Origin of the sequence: Bradyrhizobium sp. CCBAU 53415 (assembly GCF_028128735.1) — a bacterium.
Lineage (GTDB): Bacteria > Pseudomonadota > Alphaproteobacteria > Rhizobiales > Xanthobacteraceae > Bradyrhizobium.
Window position 1 is genome coordinate 18,722 of sequence record NZ_LBJF01000017.1, and the last position, 18,460, is coordinate 37,181.

Annotated in this window: 16 protein-coding genes; 5 read left to right on the top strand and 11 right to left on the bottom strand. The window is 65.7% G+C overall.

Translation table 11 applies throughout. The features are described from left to right. Nucleotides 1-33 precede the first annotated feature (33 nt). The 4 genes from XH87_RS09840 (at nt 34) to XH87_RS09855 (ending at nt 4,840) form a co-directional block, all read left to right on the top strand. Nucleotides 34-1,710, top strand: a complete 1,677-nt coding sequence (locus XH87_RS09840; protein WP_271587118.1) for a glutamine--tRNA ligase/YqeY domain fusion protein — start codon at nt 34-36, stop codon at nt 1,708-1,710. Nucleotides 1,711-1,716: 6 nt separating this feature from the next. After that, complete coding sequence (locus XH87_RS09845; RefSeq protein WP_271587119.1) at nt 1,717-2,103, top strand: SgcJ/EcaC family oxidoreductase; 387 nt, start codon at nt 1,717-1,719, stop codon at nt 2,101-2,103. Nucleotides 2,104-2,231: 128 nt separating this feature from the next. Further along, nucleotides 2,232-2,465 carry a DUF2171 domain-containing protein gene (locus tag XH87_RS09850; RefSeq protein WP_035702353.1) on the top strand — a complete coding sequence of 78 codons (234 nt, stop codon included), beginning with the start codon at nt 2,232-2,234 and terminating at the stop codon, nt 2,463-2,465. Between the two features lie 95 nt (nt 2,466-2,560). Further along, the gene (locus tag XH87_RS09855; RefSeq protein ID WP_271587120.1) at nt 2,561-4,840 is read left to right on the top strand and encodes a ComEC/Rec2 family competence protein; all 2,280 of its coding nucleotides are present in this window, start codon (nt 2,561-2,563) and stop codon (nt 4,838-4,840) included. A 109-nt stretch (nt 4,841-4,949) separates the two neighbouring features. Here the strand turns inward: XH87_RS09855 and XH87_RS09860 are convergent, their stop codons facing one another. From XH87_RS09860 to XH87_RS09885, 6 genes are all read right to left on the bottom strand, one after another. Beyond that, complete coding sequence (locus XH87_RS09860; protein ID WP_035702367.1) at nt 4,950-5,384, bottom strand: hypothetical protein; 435 nt, start codon at nt 5,382-5,384, stop codon at nt 4,950-4,952. 553 nt (nt 5,385-5,937) lie between these two features. Further along, the gene (gene lexA, locus XH87_RS09865) at nt 5,938-6,639 is read right to left on the bottom strand and encodes a transcriptional repressor LexA (RefSeq protein WP_158670475.1); all 702 of its coding nucleotides are present in this window, start codon (nt 6,637-6,639) and stop codon (nt 5,938-5,940) included. Nucleotides 6,640-6,815: 176 nt separating this feature from the next. Then, complete coding sequence (locus tag XH87_RS09870) at nt 6,816-8,027, bottom strand: molybdopterin molybdotransferase MoeA (RefSeq protein ID WP_271587121.1); 1,212 nt, start codon at nt 8,025-8,027, stop codon at nt 6,816-6,818. Nucleotides 8,028-8,226: 199 nt separating this feature from the next. Further along, on the bottom strand, nt 8,227-8,433 hold the full coding sequence (locus tag XH87_RS09875; protein WP_271587122.1) for a hypothetical protein: 207 nt from the start codon (nt 8,431-8,433) through the stop codon (nt 8,227-8,229). A gap of 164 nt (nt 8,434-8,597) precedes the next feature. Next, nucleotides 8,598-9,221 carry an HAD-IA family hydrolase gene (locus XH87_RS09880; protein ID WP_035702375.1) on the bottom strand — a complete coding sequence of 208 codons (624 nt, stop codon included), beginning with the start codon at nt 9,219-9,221 and terminating at the stop codon, nt 8,598-8,600. Nucleotides 9,222-9,250: 29 nt separating this feature from the next. Continuing rightward, the gene (locus XH87_RS09885) at nt 9,251-10,384 is read right to left on the bottom strand and encodes an alpha-hydroxy acid oxidase (protein ID WP_271587123.1); all 1,134 of its coding nucleotides are present in this window, start codon (nt 10,382-10,384) and stop codon (nt 9,251-9,253) included. A 304-nt stretch (nt 10,385-10,688) separates the two neighbouring features. Here XH87_RS09885 and XH87_RS09890 point away from each other — a divergent pair, with 304 nt between their 5' ends. Beyond that, nucleotides 10,689-12,026, top strand: a complete 1,338-nt coding sequence (locus XH87_RS09890) for a S41 family peptidase (RefSeq protein WP_035702381.1) — start codon at nt 10,689-10,691, stop codon at nt 12,024-12,026. 73 nt (nt 12,027-12,099) lie between these two features. On the opposite strand, the gene XH87_RS09895 is transcribed toward XH87_RS09890, so the two are convergent. The 5 genes from XH87_RS09895 to trpD all read right to left on the bottom strand — a co-directional run bounded on the left by XH87_RS09895 (nt 12,100) and on the right by trpD (nt 18,458). After that, nucleotides 12,100-12,849 (bottom strand): SDR family oxidoreductase, encoded by a 750-nt coding sequence (locus tag XH87_RS09895; protein ID WP_245333930.1) that lies wholly within the window; start codon nt 12,847-12,849, stop codon nt 12,100-12,102. 321 nt (nt 12,850-13,170) lie between these two features. After that, entirely contained in the window at nt 13,171-15,903 is a 2,733-nt protein-coding gene (locus XH87_RS09900) for a bifunctional diguanylate cyclase/phosphodiesterase (protein WP_271587124.1), read from the bottom strand. Nucleotides 15,904-16,080: 177 nt separating this feature from the next. After that, nucleotides 16,081-16,614 carry a cyclic pyranopterin monophosphate synthase MoaC gene (gene moaC, locus XH87_RS09905; RefSeq protein ID WP_271587125.1) on the bottom strand — a complete coding sequence of 178 codons (534 nt, stop codon included), beginning with the start codon at nt 16,612-16,614 and terminating at the stop codon, nt 16,081-16,083. A 1-nt stretch (nt 16,615) separates the two neighbouring features. Then, nucleotides 16,616-17,437 (bottom strand): indole-3-glycerol phosphate synthase TrpC, encoded by an 822-nt coding sequence (gene trpC / locus XH87_RS09910; protein ID WP_271587126.1) that lies wholly within the window; start codon nt 17,435-17,437, stop codon nt 16,616-16,618. 7 nt (nt 17,438-17,444) lie between these two features. Continuing rightward, entirely contained in the window at nt 17,445-18,458 is a 1,014-nt protein-coding gene (gene trpD / locus XH87_RS09915) for an anthranilate phosphoribosyltransferase (RefSeq protein ID WP_271587127.1), read from the bottom strand. Between the last annotated feature and the right edge of the window lie 2 nt (nt 18,459-18,460).

Below are 18,460 nucleotides of genomic sequence, written 5' to 3' on the forward strand. Positions count from 1 at the left end.
AAGGACCGCTGATTTCCCTACAGGATTTTGGTGATGACAGAACCGGTGGCAGCTGAGGTTGGGCGCGATTTCATTCGTGACATCATTCAGGCCGACCTCGATCAGGGCAAGTACAGGGAGATCGTGACCCGGTTCCCGCCGGAGCCGAACGGCTACCTGCATATCGGCCACGCCAAGTCGATCGCTCTCAACTTCGGCATCGCCCAGGAGTTTCCGGGCCGCTGCCATCTGCGCTTCGACGACACCAATCCGGTCAAGGAAGAGCAGGAATATATCGATTCCATTCAGGCCGACGTGCGCTGGCTCGGCTTCGACTGGGGCAAGAACCTGTTCTTCGCCTCGGACTATTTCGACCGCCTGTACGCATGGGCGGAACAGCTGATCCGCGACGGGCTCGCCTATGTCGACGACCAGACCCAGGAGGAGATCCGCCTCTCGCGCGGCACGCTGACCGAGCCCGGCAGGAACTCGCCGTTCCGCGACCGCAGCGTGGAGGAGAACCTCGACCTGTTCCGCCGCATGAAGGCCGGCGAGTTTCCAAACGGCGCGCGCGTGCTGCGGGCAAGGATCGACATGGCCGCCGGCAACATCAATTTGCGCGACCCCGTGCTGTACCGCATCCTGCATGCGCACCATCCGCGCACCGGCAACGCGTGGTGCATCTATCCGAGCTACGATTATGCGCACGGCCAGTCGGATGCGATCGAGGGCATCACGCATTCGATCTGCACGCTGGAGTTCGAGGACCACCGGCCGCTCTATGACTGGTTCATCGAGAAGCTGCCGGTGCCATCCAAGCCGCACCAGTACGAATTCGCGCGGCTGAACCTGACCTACACGCTGCTGTCCAAGCGCGTGCTGACCCAGCTCGTCCGCGACGGCCATGTCGCGGGCTGGGACGATCCGCGCATGCCGACCATGGCGGGCATGCGCCGCCGCGGCGTGCCGCCGGCCGCCCTTCGCGAGTTCGTCAAGCGCATCGGCGTCGCCAAGGCCAACAGCGTGGTCGATGTCGGCATGCTCGAATTCTGCATCCGTGAGGAGCTCAACCGCACGGCGCAGCGGCGCATGGCGGTGTTGAAGCCGCTGAAGGTCGTGATCGAGAACTATCCGGAAGGGCAGGTCGAGGAGCTCGAGGCGATCAACCATCCCGACGACGCTAGCGCCGGCACGCGCAAGATCGCGTTCGGCCGCGAGCTCTATATCGAGCAGGACGACTTCATGGAGAACCCGCCGAAGAAATTCTTCCGCCTGTCGCCAGGCAACGAGGTACGGCTGCGCTACGCCTATTTCGTCAAGTGCACCGGCGTGATCAAGAACGATAAGGGCGAGGTGGTGGAGCTGCGCTGCACGTTCGACCCCGCGACCAAGGGCGGCAACGCGCCCGACGGCCGCAAGGTCAAGGCGACCATGCACTGGCTGCCGGCGGCGACCTCGAAGCCGGCCGAAATCCGCATCTACAACCAGCTGTTCTCCAACCCGAGCCCGGACGCCTCGAACTTCGCGGCCGACCTCAATCCGAATTCGCTGGAGATCCTGTCCGATGCGCGCATCGAGGCATCGGTCGCGGAGAGCAATTCCACCGAGCCGATGCAGTTCGAGCGCCAGGGCTACTTCGTGCGCGACAAGGATTCGACGCCCGGCAAGCCGGTGTTCTCGCGCACCATCGGCCTGCGCGACACGTTCGCGAAGGAAGTCGCGAAAGGTTGATCCGCAATGAGCAACGAAGCCGATGCCATCGTTTCCGCCGTCATCGCGAAATGGTGCGCCGGATTCGCGACGCTCGACGCGGCTGCGCTGTCGTCGCTCTATGCAAGGAACGCGTTCTTCTTCGGCTCGAATCCAAGACTCTATCGGGGCAGGGACGGCGTCGCCGACTATTTCAACGGGCTGCCGCGATGGCGCAAGCCGAGCGCGTCCTTTTCCGAGGTCAACGCAGCGCAGGCCGGGCCTGACCTGATCAACATGGCCGCGACCATCTCGTTCGATCTCGCCGGCGAGCGGGACGATCTCGTCGTCAAGATGAGCTGGGTCCTCGTCCGCGAGGACGGCGACTGGAAGATCGTCAATCATCACGCTTCGTCGCAAGCGCCGCTGATTTAGCGATCGGGCTTTACCGACCGCTTTCCGTCATTCCGGGCTCGCGCCAGGTGGCGCGCCCCGGAATGACATCAAAATACGAACCGAAGCTCTCTCCGCGCGTTGAGGTGGTTCCAACCAAGGACCCCACCATGCAGAACATCACAGAGCATATGGAAGTCATCGGCGCTGATGGCGTGCATGTCGGCACCGTCGACCGTGTCGAAGGCAACCGCATCAAGCTGACCAGGAAGGACAGCGGCGAGGGCAGCCACAAGGGTCATCATCATTTCATCGACAAGGGACTCGTCGCCGACGTCGAGGGCAACAAGGTCCGTCTCTCGGCCAAGGCATCGGTGGCCGTGACCATGGAAGAGGAAAAGTAGGGCTCGTCCGAGCTCGTTCCTGATCTGTACCGCTATTCGCGCAGCCGCACGGTCCGGTAGCCTCTGCACCCGTCGCGTATCGTAAGGTGCAGGAAATGGCAGAGCCGGGCCGGCCAGTCCGTTCCCAGGGAGTCGCCGGGACGTGGCCGGTCGGCCGTGCCGCGCCGGCCGGTGGCTTCGCGCCGACCGGCTTCGACGTTTGGCCGGCAATCGTCGAAACGCTGCGCGAATGGGCGTGCGCCGAGGCCGGCCCCGGCCGGTTGTTGCCCTGGGTGCCCGTCGCTTTCGGCGGCGGGATCGCACTCTACTTTGCGGCCGACCACGAGCCGGTGCTGTGGGTCGTTGCCGCAACGGCGGTCGCGCTCATGCTGGGTGCGGTCCTGCTGCGGAGGAGCCGGCTGTTCGCGCCGGCGATCATGATCGCGGCGCTCGCGGCCGGCTTTGCCGTGGCGACCTGGAAGACGGCGCGCATCGCCCATGCGGTGCTGGCCAAGCCGCTCTATTCGGTGTCGCTGTCCGGCTTCGTGGAAGCGCGCGACATCCGCGAGCGCACCGATCGTTTCGTGCTGCGCGTCAGCGCGATGGAGGCGCAGCGCAGCGACATCAGGCTCGAGCGCGTGCGCCTTTCGGTGCGCAAGGGCACTGCGCCCGAGGTCGGCAGCTTCGTGCAGTTGAAGGCGCGGCTGATGCCGCCGATCTCGCCGGTGCGCCCCGGCAGCTACGATTTCTCCCGGGACATGTTCTTCCAGGGCATCGGCGCTTCCGGCTTCGTGATGGGCGCGATCACGGCTTCTGTGCCGCCCGATGCTGCGGGCCTGCGGCTGCGCTATGCTGCGTTCATGCAGGGGCTGCGCGATGCGATCGACGCGCGCATCCGTGCGACGCTCGAAGGCGACAATCGCGCGATCGCGACAGCGCTGCTCACCGGACGGCGCGATGCGATCGCCGCGCCCGTCAACGATGCGATGTTCATCTCGGGGCTCGGCCATGTGCTGTCGATCTCCGGCTATCACATGGCGGTCGTCGCCGGTGTCGTGTTCTTCGCGGTGCGCGCGCTGCTGGCCTTGATCCCGGGACTGGCGGCCGGCTTTGCCATCAAGAAATGGTCGGCGGCCGCGGCGCTGGTTGCGGCTGCATTCTACCTGCTGCTCTCGGGCGCGGAGGTCGCAACGCAACGATCGTTCTTCATGACGGCGGTTGTGCTGATCGCCGTCATGGTCGATCGCCGCGCCATCACGTTCCGGACGCTGGCAGTGGCCGCGCTGATCGTGCTCGCAGTCGCGCCCGAGGCGCTGGTTCATCCGAGTTTTCAGATGTCATTCTCCGCAACGCTCGGGCTGGTGGCGCTGGTGCAGATCGGCATGCCTAACCTGCTTGCATCGCCCGATCATTCCGCAACGGCGCGGATCGCGCTGTGGGGCGGCCGCGAGATCGCGATGCTGTTCCTGGCCTCGTTGATCGCGGGGCTAGCGACCACGCCCTATGCCGCCTTCCACTTCCACCGCGTGACGCCATACGGCGTGCTCGCCAATCTCGGCGCGATGCCGGTGGTCTCGGCGCTGGTGATGCCGGCCGGGCTGTTGGGGCTGCTCGCGGCGCCATTCGGGCTCGACGGCGCGTTCTGGTGGCTGATGGGGATCGGCATTGATTGGATGGTCGCGGTCTCGCGCTGGGTGGCGGCTCTGCCGGGCGCAGTCGGCCGCATTCCGGCGTTCGGGATCGCGCCGCTGATCGCGGCGAGCCTCGGGATCATCGTGATGGGTCTGTTGCGCACGCCCTTGCGCTGGTCCGGTGCCCTGGTGCTGCTGGCAGCGATCCTCTGGGGACTGTCGGTGCGGCAGCCCGATATCCTGATTGCCGGGGACGGCGCGAGCGTCGCGGTCCGCGGCGGGGATGGGCGCCTGCATGTGATCCGCGCGAGCAAGGATGGCTTCCTGCTGAGGGAGTGGCTGGCCGCCGATGCCGATCCGCGCGATGCCGGCAACGCCTCGTTGGCGAGCGGTGTGTCATGTGACGAGTCCGGCTGCGTGACGCCGCTCGCGGACGGACGGCTGGTCGCGCTTTCCCTGCGCATCGACGCGCTGATCGATGATTGCAGCCGCGCCGCGCTGGTGGTGACGGCGCGGCCTGCGCCGCCCGATTGCGCGGCGATGGTGGTCGATCGGCCGCGTCTCGCCAGTCAGGGCGCGCTGGCTCTGACGCAGCGCGGTGACGGCTTCTCGGTTCAGGCGGTGAGGGCCAGAGGCACGAGCCGCCCTTGGCTGCCGGCCGGCGCCGGCGAGGGCGATTTCAGCGGCGACCTTGCGCCGAGGGCCGCGGCGCCCCGCAACCGGGACGCAACGCCATCCGAGACCGACTTGCAGGCTGACGATTGAGGACAGGGGGATGGGATTCCGTTGGACGCAAACCATGCCATCTCGCCGGCCTCGGCCGGCGATGGCATTTCAATCCTGGCCCTCGACCGATGAGCCGGGGGCGACGACGTCAGCCGATCGGCAGGCGCGTGATCGTGGGCCGCGTGCCGGCGACGGTCTGCGGCTTGTGCTCACGCTCGCCAACCGGCTGGGTCACCGGCAATTGCAGCACGGTCGCGCGCTGGCCTTCGACCAGCTGTGTCACCAGCACGTATTTGCCGTCGGGGAATTCGATCGCGTCATGATGGCGATCGGGAATGTGCGGATCGACCTTGCCGAACTTGCCGACGCGGGAGTTGACGGTGCGCGTCCAGATCCAGCGGTTGTCGTAACGGACATTGTCGGCGAAAGCGAGCTCCGTTCCCGGCAGCAGGCAGACCGCGACGGACAGATCGGCTTCGGAGGCGAAGCCGCGGGTCGAAGTTCCGCGGAAGGTTGTCGTGACGATCGTCTCGCCGACTTCGGCGGGGCGAGTCGCGACGGCATGCAGGCTGTAGTCACACATCGGGTGCTCCTCATGCGAAGATAGCAACCCGCACCTCCTTTGGAGGCACAGGCCTCTATCAAGGTGAAAGTATACGACGCTCTGCTTGGTTGTAGGCAAATCTGCGGCTGGGCCTCGCAAGCCGCGATCACATTATCTTTCCTGGTTTCGATAGGAACAAAGCTCACTCCTGCGCATTCGACGGCGCATCTCGGCGCCCCGCGGGTGCCGACCGACTCGCTATTGCCAGCTCGATTGCTGAGGCTGCGCGATGCACCGCGCGCGTTGCGGATATGCTCGCTGACCGCCGCTTCATTGCGCACATGGCGGTGTCATTGTGTGGCAACGGCTTGCAGCGCTGATGCTGCGATCAGCGCTGCAACGATTGTCCATGAAGGATCTGGCGCATGGCGCCGGCTCGAACTTTCAGGCCGCGAAGCCATGTTGCTTCGAGCGGCGTGCCGAGGATGCAGCGCCGGAAGAGGGGCCGGATAATCTGAGCAGAACCGGAATGACCATCCAGCCGGAGCGGATACGATCCGCTCCAATCGGTGTCGGGCGGCCGCCGGACCGGTCAGTACTTCCGGTAAAGCCCGATCAGCTTGCCCTGGATCTTCACGCGGTTCGGCGGAAGGATGCGGACCTCATAGGCGGCATTGGCGGGCTCTAGCGCGATCGAGGCGCCGCGGCGGCGGAAGCGCTTGAGCGTGGCCTCCTCGTCGTCGATCAGCGCCACCACGATGTCGCCGGTATCGGCGCTCTCGTTGCGCTGGATCAGCGCCATGTCGCCGTCGAGGATGCCGGCCTCGACCATCGAATCGCCGCGCACTTCGAGCGCGTAGTGCTCGCCCGAGCCGAGCATGTCGGGCGGCACGCTGATGGTGTGGCTGCGGGTCTGCAACGCCTCGATCGGCGTGCCGGCCGCGATGCGGCCCATCACGGGCACCGCGACGGGACGTTCGCCCTCGTCCGCAGGCGGGCTGGAGGTTGCGCGCACCTTGCCGAGATTGCCCTCGATGACGCTCGGCGTGAAGCCGCGGCGATTGCCGGCGGCGGCCTGGAGCTCGGGCAGCTTGATCACCTCGATGGCACGGGCGCGGTTGGGCAGGCGGCGGATGAAGCCGCGCTCCTCGAGCGCAGTGATCAGGCGATGGATGCCCGACTTCGAGCGCAGATCGAGCGCATCCTTCATCTCGTCGAAGGACGGCGGCACGCCGCTTTCCTTCAGACGTTCGCTGATGAACCGCAGAAGCTCGTATTGTTTGCGTGTCAACATCTCGACCAAAGTCCCCCGGTTGATGTCGTTCGATTCCGAGACGATGAAATCAGCGATAAGCCGCTACATCCTCGAAACAAATCATGAACGGACACTATATGTTCGATATGTGTTCCGCAACTGCTTAATTTAGCGTGAACGCGACGAAGTTCGCGGACCGCGTGTGGCCGCGCGACTTAAAGGGGGAGCCGCAGCACCTCGCAAGGCGTGCCGGCCTCGGCCTTCGGCGCGAACGGTGCGCGTACGAGAAGTGCCTGTGCCGCAGCGAGATTCGCAAGCAGAGAGGAGTCCTGATGGCTGACGGGAAGGGCGACGAGCGTGCCGTCGCCGCCTGTCTCGAGGCGCGCACGCAGATAGTCCTCGCGCTGGTCGTTGGCGCCGAGATCGCGGCCCAGCACGGCGCGCTCGCGGTGATGATGAATCACCGAACGGCCCGACAGGGCGCGAATCAGCGGCACCATGAACAGGAAGGCACACACGTATGATGACACGGGATTGCCGGGCAGGCCGATCACGCGCATGGCGCCGAGCCGTCCGTGCATCATCGGCTTGCCGGGCCGGATCGCGATCTTCCAGAACGCCATCGCGATGCCTTCGCCCTCGAGCGCCTGCTGGACCAGATCGTGGTCGCCGACCGACGCACCTCCGGTCGTGATCAGGATGTCGGCGCCGCTGTCGCGGGCGCGGCGGATGCCGGCGGAAGTGGCCTCCAGCGTATCGGCGGCAACGCCGAGGTCGATGGTCTCGGCGCCCTCGCTGCGGGCGAGCGCGTGCAGGGCATAGCCATTGGAATAGACGATCTGGCCGCGGCCGGGCGTGGTGCCCGGCAACACCAGTTCGTCGCCGGTCGCGAGGATCGCGACCTTCGGACGGCGGCAGACGGCGAGCTGCGGGTAATTCATCGCAGCCGCGAGCGCGAGATCGCGCTCGGTGAGACGGGTACCCTTGCGCAGGAGCACGTCGCCTTCAGAGAAGTCGACGCCGGCGGGACGAATGTGCCGACCGGGAATCGCGGCTTCCCTGATCGTGATGCGCTTGCCCTCGGCAACCGTATCCTCCTGGATCACGACCGCATCGGCACCATCGGGAATGACGCCACCGGTGAAGATCCGAACGGCTTCGCCGGGGCCAATCCTTCCCGCGAACGGACGGCCCGCCGCGACCTCACCGATGACCGTCAGCCCTGAATCGATCGTTGCCGCGTCGGCCGCACGCACGGCATAACCGTCCATCGCCGACATGGCTTCCGGGGGCTGCGTGCGCCGCGCCGCGACGTCGCGCGCGAGCACGCGATGGTAGGCCTCATCGAGGGAGACCATCTCTTCAGCCAGCGGCTCGGCGCCGGCCAGCACCGCGGCAAGCGCGTCAGAAACCGGCATGAGGGCCACGGGCGGAAACTCCTGCAAATGGGTGGCGGGAGTTCTAGCCGAGTGCGGGCACGAGGCAAAGCAGCACGCAAGACGATTTATCCTGCGTGATTTCCGTCGTGGAGGCGGGAGCTCAAGTCCGACGGGGCATGATCCGGAAGGCGAGACAGACCGGCACGAGGGCGACGATGGCGAGCACGAGCGCCACGGCCAGCATCGGTCAACTCGCGGTCGGATCGTCCGGACCGACGTCCCAGGCGACGTCGGGAGCTTGGGGACCTTGATCCTTGTCGGGCAGCGGATCGGCCCGGGATTTCAGGTCGGCGGCCTTGCTGATCAGCTTGGCGGAAAGGTCAGAATCCGAGGTGGTTCTGGCGAATTCAAGCAGGAGAGAGGCTTGCTTGGTCAGATAGGTTTTGCCCAGCACGTCGATGAGTCCGATGTAGAAATCCCAACAGACTCAAGAGTCCGGAGGGCGGTATTCCGTTCCCGGAACTCCGTACAAAAATGCACGGAGTGCTTGGGTTCCTCTTCTTACGCAAATTTAGCTCCGGAAACCGGGCGGCGGACTCTCGCGGCGACCGGTTCGCCTCAGATGCCCAGTGCCTTCAATGCGTTCCCGACGTCGCCGGGTGACGTCACGTGCACGGCGTTCAGACCGCGTGCCCGCGCGCCCTCGATGTTCTCGGCGAGATCATCGAAGAATACGATGCGCTCCGCCGGCACGCCGATCGCCGCCACGACATGGTCGAAGGCCTCCGCATCCGGTTTGCGCAGGCCGATGCTGGACGACAGATACAGATCGCGGAAATGGCCGAGCACGCCGGCATATTCCTTCGAGAAATAGTCCACGTGCGGCCGATTGGTGTTGGAGAACGCATAGAGCGGCATCTGCCTTGCCGCACGCGGCAACAGCTCGGCGATGTCGGGCATCTCGCCGGCGAAGATCGCATTCCAGCCTTCCAGGAACTGCGCGTCCGAGATGCCGATTCCGAGCGAAGCACGCAGCGAGGCGAAATAATCCTCGTCGCTGATCTTGCCCATCTCGTGCAGCCGGTAGGCCTCGTCACGCACATAGCGCGCGACGATCGCCTCGGGCTCGCAGCCCGCATGTCCCGCCCAGCAGGCGATCGCCTTGGAGAAGTCGATGTCGAGCACCACGCGCCCGAGGTCGAACAGGAGCGCATCCGCGCTGCCGGGAGAGAGCGATGTCATTGCGTCCCTTTCACTTCGGTATCGGCAAGTCAGTAGCGATAGGGCTCATGGTCGAACAGCGGGAACGCGCTGAACACGCTCGGCGCGTTGGTGGCGGTCGCCGGATGCAGGCAGGACTTGTCGATCTCGGCGAATGAGGTGGCGCCCAGCAGGCCGAGGCAGCGCAGCACCTCGTCCTCCAGCAGCTCCAGCATCCGTGCGACGCCGGCTTCGCCTGCCGCCGCCAGTGCCCAGCATTGCAGCCGGCCGATGCCGACGAGATCCGCGCCCGCCGCGATCGCCTTGACGATATCGGTGCCGCGGCCGAAGCCGCCGTCGACCATGATCTTGGCGCGGCCCTTCACGGCCTCGACGATCTCCGGCAGCACATGCATGGCGCCGCGGCCGTGGTCGAGCTGGCGGCCGCCATGGTTGGAGACGTAGATCCATTCGACGCCGTGGTCGAGCGCGATCAGCGCGTCCTCTGCGGTGGCAATGCCCTTGAGGATCAGCGGTATTCTGAACCTGTCCTTGATCATCTTCACGGTCCGCCACTCCAGGCCCTTCTGGAAATCGCCTCCGGTGGCGCGCAGGCGGCTCTCGCGGACGTAGCGCTTGGCGATGTCACGTTCACGACGGCTGTAATGGGCGGTGTCGACGGTCAGGCAGAAGGCGGCATAGGCGTTCTTCTCGGCCCGGCTGACGACGTCGGCGACGAAGGCATCGTCGCCGCGGACATAGAGCTGATAGAGCCGCAACGCGTCGGGGGCGGCCTCGGCGGTCTTCTCCAGCCCTGGCTCGGACACCGAGCTCAGCATGTGTGCCGCCCCGAAAGTGCCGGCGGCGCGCGCCACGCTTGCCGCGCCATTCGGATCGAATATCTCGAGGGCACCTACCGGGGCGAGCACCACCGGAAGGCGCATCCTGCGGCCGAGCTGCTCGACGGAACCATCTACCTTGCGAACATCGCGCAGCACGCGCGGGCGGAAGGCGATCTCGTCCAGCGCCATGCGGTTGCGGCGCATCGTGGTCTCGGTCTCGGCCGCGCCGACGATGTAGTCCCAGGCATTCTGGTTGAGGTTGGCGCGCGCCTTCCGGATGAACTCGTGCAGATTCTGGAACGGCTCGTTGCTTGCGCCGAGTTCGACGTTCCGTTCCGACCGGATGCGGGGCGCTTCGTTCATTGTTGTCCTCCCGAGAATTTGAAGTCTTGTCGTCATCGCCTATCGCGTCCGGCCCTCCAAAACCATCCTAAAATCGCATAGCTGCGAGGCGTGTCGGCCCGGCCGGTTTCCGCTTTGCGCGAAACAGTTTCGGAACGTTGCCAAAAGTTTAGGCCAGGGCGAAGGGATTTTTCGGTATGCCCGCCGGCGTGGCATCCCGGCCTTGAAGAAACCGGAATGGTATTGTGAGAAATGGGCTGGATCGCCATTTGCATGGCGTGCCCCAGCCCCCAAGAGAACCGCCAAGCAAAAGGCTACCTCATCCATGCGGAAAACCCTGCTGTTCCCCCTTGGCGCGCTCACCGGAGCGTGTCTGACCCTTCTGGTAGCGAGCCCGCACGGCGGAGTATGGGCGGCGCGGGCGGCGGCGAGCGCGGATGATGCCTATTCCCAGCTCAATTTGTTCGGCGCGGTGTTCGAGCGGGTCAAGGCCAGCTATGTCGAGAAGCCGGACAACGCCAAGCTGATCGAGGGCGCGATCACCGGCATGGTGACCTCGCTCGACCCGCACTCGCGCTACATGAACGCCAAGGCGTGGACCGAGATGCAGGAGACGACCTCCGGCGAGTTCGGCGGCCTCGGCATCGAGGTCACGATGGAGGATGGCCTCGTCAAGGTGGTTTCGCCGATCGACGACACCCCGGCGTCGAAGGCCGGCCTCATGTCCGGCGACCTCATCAGCAAGATCGACGGCGAGGCCGTGCAGGGCATGACGCTCGAGCAGGCGGTCAACAAGATGAAGGGCCCTGTCGATACCAAGACCAAGCTCACCATCGTGCGCAAGGGCGCGGACGCGCCGCTCGACGTCGCGATCACGCGCGAGATCATCCATGTGCGCCCCGTGCGCTTCCACGTCGAGAACGGCGACATCGGCTATATCCGCGTCACCTCCTTCAACGAGCAGACCACCGACGGGCTGAAGAAGGCGATCGCCTCGATCTCCAAGCAGGTCCCGCAGGAGAAGCTCACCGGCTACGTGCTCGATCTGCGCAACAATCCGGGCGGCCTGCTCGATCAGGCCGTGTCGGTGTCGAGCGCCTTCCTGCAGCGCGGCGAGGTCGTCTCGACCCGCGGCCGCAATCCGGAAGAGACCCAGCGCTTCACCGCGCATGGCGGCGATCTCACCAAGGGCAAGCCGCTCGTTGTGCTGATCAACGGCGGCTCGGCCTCGGCCTCGGAGATCGTCTCCGGCGCGCTGCATGACCACAAGCGCGCGACGCTGATCGGCACGCGCTCGTTCGGCAAGGGCTCGGTGCAGACCATCATTCCGCTCGGCGCGGGCAATGGCGCGCTGGCGCTGACCACGGCGCGCTACTACACGCCGTCGGGCCGCTCGATCCAGGCCAAGGGCATCGCACCCGACATCGAGATCCTTCAGGATGTGCCGCCGGAGCTGAAAGGCCGGATGGACACCATGGCGGAATCCCAGATGCGCGGGCATCTGTCGGCCGCCGACGGCACCGAGCAGACCGGATCGCAATCCTATGTCCCGCCGAAGGAGGAGGACGACAAGGCCCTGCATGCGGCCTTCGACTTCCTCCATGGCGTAACCGCGAATGCGGTTGCGGCCAAGCCTGCGCCGAAGGCGGCGGTGCCGAACTAGGTCTTGCGACCTTCGGATATGATCGCCCGGGAGCGGATGACCGCTCCCGGGCGAATTCGTTTGGGGACCTGTCTCAACTCGGATTCATGAGGGCAAAGGTCGCCTCGTAGCGGCCGTCGCGCTCGGCCCAGCGGCGGGCGCGGTCGCGCTCGACCAGCACCTCGTCGCGGGGATGAACCCGCAACTCCAGCAACTGCATGACCTCGGTGGCATAGGCAGGAAGCGGCATGGCGCGCGCGTCGCTCGCCTGCTGCGCGCCGGTGAGTTCGGTCTGCACATAGGGTGGCGCAAGCTCCAGCACCTCGATCGGGATCTTGCGCAACTGGTGCCGCAGCGACTGCAGCCAGGAATGCAGGAACGCCTTGCTGGCGCAGTAGGTCGGGAAGTCGGCGCGCGGCACGAAAGCGAGGTTCGAGCTGGTCGCGATGATGGTTGCGCTCGGTTGCGATTTGAGAATCGGCAGGAACGCGGCCGTCGCCCGCAGAACGCCGAGAATGTTGGTCTCGACGATAGCTTCCGCGTCGGCTGTGCCCCAATTTTCCGCAGTCATGTCCTCCGCCCGCGAGATGCCGGCGTTGGCGATCAGCACGTTTAGTTCGGGGAAGCGTTCGCGCATCTCAGCCGAGAGGCGTGGCAGGCTTGCGGGATCTTCGAGATCGAGTGGAAGACCGATCACGTCGGGACGTTCAGCGGTGATCTGATCGAGCAGGGTCTGCCGTCGTCCGGTGACGATGACGCGATTGCCGCGGTCGTGGAAAGCCTCGGCCAGGGCGCGGCCGATGCCGCTGGTTCCGCCGGTGACGAGGATTGTGTTGCCAGTCATCTTCATAGTTGCCTCTCAATGGAGTTGAGGGCCACGGCAAGCCTGAAAATCCCGGCGGCGACAGCCGCCAAGACAGCCAACATCCAGGCGCGGGCGAGCCGTGCCGGACGTCTTGAAGGGATGAGCTGTCGCAACCGCGCGAGTGAAGGCATAACCGTGGCGTCTCGTGAATCGAGATCTCCCAGCCGGGATCCTCTCGACAAAGGACGCGTTGGATGACGGTAACGCCTACGGCAGCGGCGTCTCACGCGGCTGCGCATGTGGAAATAATTGGGGCGCCGGCCATCGTCAAGTCTTGGAGGCTCGGCCTCCGAGAAGGACCTAGCCGGCCTCGCGTCGGCGGCTCTCGCTGCCTTTGCGCTGGGCGAGCCGGCTGCGATGCAGCGCGAACAGCTCCAGCATCTTGTCGGCGGGCTTTGCGGCGCTGAACAGATAGCCCTGCATCTCGGAGCAGCCGAGCGTGCGAAGCAGGCGCTGCTGCTCCTCGGTCTCGACGCCCTCGGCCGTGGTGGTCATGTGGCGGGAGGCTGCCAGGTTGACGACGGCCTGAACGATGCTGGCGGAGCCGTCGGGACGGGCGATGTCGTCGACGAAACAGCGGTCGATCTTGATCTTGTCGAACGGGAAGCGGTGCAGATAGCTCAGCGACGAATAGCCGGTGCCGAAATCGTCGAGCGCGATGCGCACGCCGATGGCACGGAGCTGGTGCAGGATCGCGAGCGCGGCATCGTCGTCGCGGATCAGCACCGCTTCGGTGATCTCGAGCTCGAGCCGGCTCGCCGGCAGGTTCGACGCGGCGAGCGCCGCCATGATCTTCAGCGCCAGCGTGCCGCTCTTGAACTGGATCGGGGAGACGTTGACGGCGAGGCGGATGTCGTCGGGCCAGGCGGCCGCGTCCCGGCAGGCGGTCGCCAGCACCCATTCGCCAATCTCGTTGATCAGGCCGGTGTCTTCGGCGATCGGGATGAACTCGGCCGGCGAGACCATGCCGCGCTCCGGATGGCGCCAGCGCACCAGTGCCTCGCAGCCGGTGATGCGGTCGTCCTTCAGGCCGAGGCAGGGCTGGTAATAGACCTCGAGCCCGCCTTCGAGACCCCCTTGGGCAATGGCATGGCGCAGGTCGCTCTCGAGCTGGCGGCGCTCGCGGACCTTGGCGTCCATTTCCGGCTCGAAGAAGCGGTAGGTGCGGCGTCCGGCAGACTTGGCCGCGTACATCGCCATGTCCGCGTTCTTGAGGATCTGGTCCAGCACCGTGCCGTGTTCCGGCACGAGCGCAATGCCGATGCTGGCATCGGTGGCGAGATGATGGCCCATGCAGTCGAACGGCGTACGGATGGCTTCGAAGACCCGCGCGACGAGCTCGTTGACCTGGTCCAGCGACGTCACCGCGCTCTGTACGATGGCGAATTCGTCGCCGCCGAGGCGCGCCACGAAGTCCGCCGGGCCCGCACAGCGGCGGAGGTTCGCCGCTACCGATTTCAACAGCTCGTCGCCGACGAGATGGCCGAGCGCGTCGTTGACGCCCTTGAACTCGTCGATGTCGATGTAGTGCACTGCGATCTGTTCGTCGTCGCCGACCGCGGCCAGCTCTTCGCGCAGACGCTCGTGGAACATGGTGCGGTTGGGTAGGTCCGTCAGGGCATCGTAATGGGCGAGATGGATGATGCGCTCCTCGATGCGACGGCGCTCCGTGATGTCTTCATGGGTCGCGACCCAGCCGCCATCCGCGAGCGGTTCGTTGAGGATGTGGATCGAGCGGCCATCGGAGGTATCGACCACCATGGAATTGCGCACATGGACGTCCTTCAGCACGAGCGCGACGTAGGCATCGACGTCGCCAGTGAACGAGCCGGTTGCCTTGCGATGGGCGATGATGTCGTGGAAGCTGGAGCCGGGCTTCACGATCTCGGCCGAGAGTCCGTACATCTCGATGTAACGCTGGTTGCAGATCACGAGCCGCCGCTCGGCGTCGAACAGCAAGAGGCCTTGCGACATGTTGTTGACGGCGCGGTCGAGCCGCTGCTTTTCCAGCGTCAGCCGTTCGCGCGAAAGGCGGTGCTGCTCCAGCAGCTTGCGGACGATCGCGATCAGCACGCCCGCGATGGCGAGCGCGGAAGAGGCGGCGACCGATAGCAGGATGCCGATCTGCTCGCGCCAGTCCGTCAGAGCCGCCGCGCGTGTCATGGTGGCCATCATCAGGATCGGGAAGTGGGGCAGGGCACGCGAGGAGATCAGCCGGTCCTCGCCGTCGACGGGGCTCGCGAAACGGCCGGCGAAGCGATCGAGGCCGAAAACCCTCTGATGCGCGAACGATCCGGTCTTGAAGTTCCGGCCCATCAACGCGTTGGAATGGGGATAGCGCGCGAGCAGCGTACCGTCGCGATGCAGCATGGAGATGGTCGCGCCTTCACCAAGCGCGACCGAGGCGAAGAATTTCTCGAAGCTGGTCGGCTCGATGCCGCGCCCGACGACACCCAGGAATTCGCCGTTCGGCCCCAGGATCCTGCGCACGATCAGGATCGTCCAGGCGCCGGAGATGCGGCTGTGCAGCGGCTCGATCAGCACATCGGGCGAATAGGGATCGTATTTGAAGGTGCGGAAGTAGGCGCGATCGGCGACGTTTACTTTCGGAGCCGGCCATGCCGCCGACGAATTGATCAGATTGCCTTCGGCGTCGATGATGTTGACGCCGCCGATATAGGGTAAGGCCTCGATCTTCGAGCGCAACATCCGGTGGACGTCTTCGCCCGAGAGGTGCTTGCGATAGTCCTCCACGGTCGCGATTCCCGTCGCGCGGACGTGGTCGACGAAGTCCTTCTGGATGACCGCGAAATCCTGCAATTGCTGATCGAAATGGTGGGCGAGCAGTAGCGCGGTATTTTCCAGCTCGCGGGCGGAGTTGCGCAGCGCCCGCTCGCGGAAATTCTGCGCCATAAGGACCGAACCGATGGCGATGGCAGCGATCAGCAGCGTTCCGCCCACCACCAGCCAGCGGATCGGCCCGCTGCGCACGACGACTTGGTCAAAGAGACGACTGCCGAATTTCATCTTCATGCTGGATCATTGCCGCGCACACGTCAGGATCAATTCATGACCCGGAGAACACCCGTTGGTTTACGGGGGCGGTGTGGAGGTAAAGTTAGGAAGCGCGGTTAACGAAGCGTGAATGGTCGCATGCAAAGGCAATCGATGCGCGCGGCGGGAGAGGTGGGTCGTTACGGCAAGCGCGCTTCAGGCGCGATAATGGCCGGACTTGCCGCCGAGCTTCTCGACCAGATGGATGGCTTCGATGCGCACGCCGCGCTCGACCGCCTTGATCATGTCGTAGATGGTGAGGCAGGCGACCGAGACGGCCGTGAGGGCCTCCATCTCGACGCCGGTCGGGCCCGTCACCTTCACGCTGGCGCGAACGAGGCAGCCCGGCAGTTTCGCGTCGGGCTCGATCTCGACCGTCACCTTCGACAGCGCGAGCGGATGGCAGAGCGGGATCAGCTCGGAGGTGCGCTTGGCGGCCATGATGCCGGCGATGCGCGCGGTGCCGAGCACGTCGCCCTTCCTGGCGTTGCCGGACACGATCAGGTCGAGCGTTGCCTTGGTCATGACGACGCGGCCTTCCGCGACCGCAAGCCGCTCGGTCGCGGGCTTGTCCGAGACGTCGACCATCCGCGCCTCGCCGGAGGCGCCGATATGGGTGAGGGCGGGGCCGGCGTTTGATTTGGCCGTCTTCGTCCTGGCTGGCTTCGGATTGGCTGGCTTGCGCGCCATGTCAGCGCGTGCCCGTCGCGCGCGCCGTCGTCTTGCGTGCGAGCAGCGCGCGCGTCGCCGCAGTGACGTCGGCCTGCCGCATCAGGCTCTCGCCGACCAGGAATGTCGACATGCCGACGCGCTCGAGCCGGGCGAGATCGTCGGGCGTAAAGATGCCGCTCTCGCCGACCATCAGCCGATCCCCAGGGATCAGCGGCGCCAAGGCCTCGCTGGTCGCAAGCGTGGTCTCGAAGGTGCGCAGGTTGCGGTTGTTGACGCCGATCATCTGCGACCGCAGCTTCAGCGCGCGGTCGAGCTCGGCGCGGTCATGTATCTCGATCAGCACGTCCATGCCATGGGCGATGGCAGCGTCTTCGATATCGCTCGCGGTGGCATCATCGAGCGCCGCCATGATGATCAGGATGCAGTCGGCGCCGTGCGCGCGCGCCTCGACCACCTGATAGGTGTCGAACATGAAGTCCTTGCGCAGCACAGGCAGCGAAGTCGCCGCCCGCGCCGCGACCATGAAGTCGAGATGGCCCTGGAATGAGGGCGTGTCGGTCAGCACCGACAGACATGCCGCGCCGCCCGCCTCATAGGCTCTTGCGAGTGCCGGCGGGTCGAAATCGGCGCGAATGAGACCCTTCGACGGCGAGGCCTTCTTGACCTCCGCGATCAGTGCATAGTCGCCATTGGCAAGCTTGCTCTTGATCGCGCGCAGGAAACCGCGCGGCGCGGAAGCCGCCTTGGCTTGCGCCTCGACGGCGGAGAGCGGACGCATCCGCTTCGCCGCCGCGATCTCCTCGCGCTTATAGGTCTCGATCTTGGTCAGGACGTCGGACATGCGCAATTCAGCTGTTGGAGACTGAGACCAGGTGCTTCAGCTTGGCGTTGGCCGCGCCGCTGTCGATTGAGCGGATGCCGATCGCAACGCCCTCCTTGAGGTCCTTGGCGCGGCCGGCCACGACCAGCGCGGCGGCGGCGTTGATCAGCGCCACATCGCGGTAGGGACTCGGCTTGCCGTCGAGCACGCTTTGCAGCGCGATCGCATTGGCATCGGCGTCACCGCCCCTGAGCGCGCCAGCCTCGCAACGCGACAGTCCGGCCTCCTCAGGCGTCACCTCGAAATTCCGGATCTCGCCCTTGTGGAGCGCGGAGACGAAGGTCGGACCGGTGAGGGTGATCTCGTCGAGCCCATCGGAGCCGTGCACGACCCAGGCGGATTCCGAGCCGAGGTTCTTCAGCACCTGCGCCAGCGGTTGCACCCATTGCCTCGAGAACACGCCGACCATCTGCCGCTTCACGCCGGCCGGGTTGGACAGGGGGCCAAGCAGGTTGAAGATCGTGCGCGTGGCAAGCTCGACCCGGGTCGGGCCGACGTTCTTCATGGCGGGATGGTGGGCGGGGGCGAACATGAAGCCGATTCCGCATTCGCGCACGCAGCGCCCGACCTGCTCCGGCTTCAGATCGATCTTCACCCCGAGCGATGCCAGCACGTCGGCCGCGCCCGAGCGCGACGACAGCGCGCGGTTGCCATGCTTGGCGACTGGCACACCGGCGCCAGAGACGATGAAGGAGGCGCAGGTCGAGACGTTGACCGAGCCGGAGCCGTCGCCGCCGGTGCCGACGATGTCGACGGCGTCAGGCGGCGCCGTCACGGTCAGCATCTTGGAGCGCATCGCCGAAACCGCGCCAGTGATCTCGTCCACGGTCTCGCCGCGCACGCGCAGCGCCATCAGGAGGCCGCCCATCTGCGAGGGCGTGGCTTCGCCCGACATCATGGCGTCGAAGGCGGAAGCGGCTTCGTCACGCGACAGGCTGGCGCCGGTCGCCACTTTTCCAATGATCGATTTCAGGTCGTCCATCG